Source organism: Vibrio sp. 1069 (assembly GCF_033340555.1).
Window position 1 is genome coordinate 1 of the sequence record NZ_JAWOWP010000500.1, and the last position, 643, is coordinate 643.

Genomic DNA, 643 nt, shown 5'->3' on the forward strand with positions numbered 1-643 from the left:
TTCGCTCAACGCAATTTGCTGTGCTTGTAGATGAGTTGGGTTCTTAGCAAGATCAGAGGCATGAAGTTGGCCCATCTCCTCCATAAAGCCGCTAGTTAGCTGGCTGAAGATCGCGTCTTTACCGATAATAAAGCTCGCAAAATTCTCTTTCACGAATGCTTGTTCATTCGGGTTTAAGTTTTCTAAACCCAGACGTGCTTGGTTAGCAGAGGTCACATCATCAAACGTTGCGTTAGCTGGGTTCGTGCCTGGCTTCAGATAGGCGGCATCATTTTTAAAGTCATTGGCATTTTGAGTAAAAGCGGTTTCAATCAACTTTTGAGAAAAGCTTCTGACTTCGAACGTAGACTGCACTGGCTTATGGTCGCTGACATTCTCAAAACCCTCTGTTATAACACTGGTTTGGTGGTTCTGTAAGTTGCCCGTTTTGTTGGTTAAACCAGTGTTATCCAGCTCACCGAAGTCAGGGCGATCTCGGCCTTCTTTCTGCTTAATATTGCCAGTGTGCTTATCTAGCTGCATGTAAGTATGGCTATCGAGTGGTTTGAACTTAAAGCCATGTTTCGCTAAGTGCGTATCATCGTGGGCAATTGGGTCGTACAGCACATCAGAGCCTTCAGCAACGCGCTTCTCACGTTCATTG

At 45.4% G+C, this 643-nt stretch carries 1 pseudogene; it reads right to left on the reverse strand.

The annotated features are described in order from the left end of the window. Positions 1-643, reverse strand: a pseudogene (locus R7040_RS27400) (VPA0450 family T3SS effector inositol phosphatase); the annotation flags it as partial.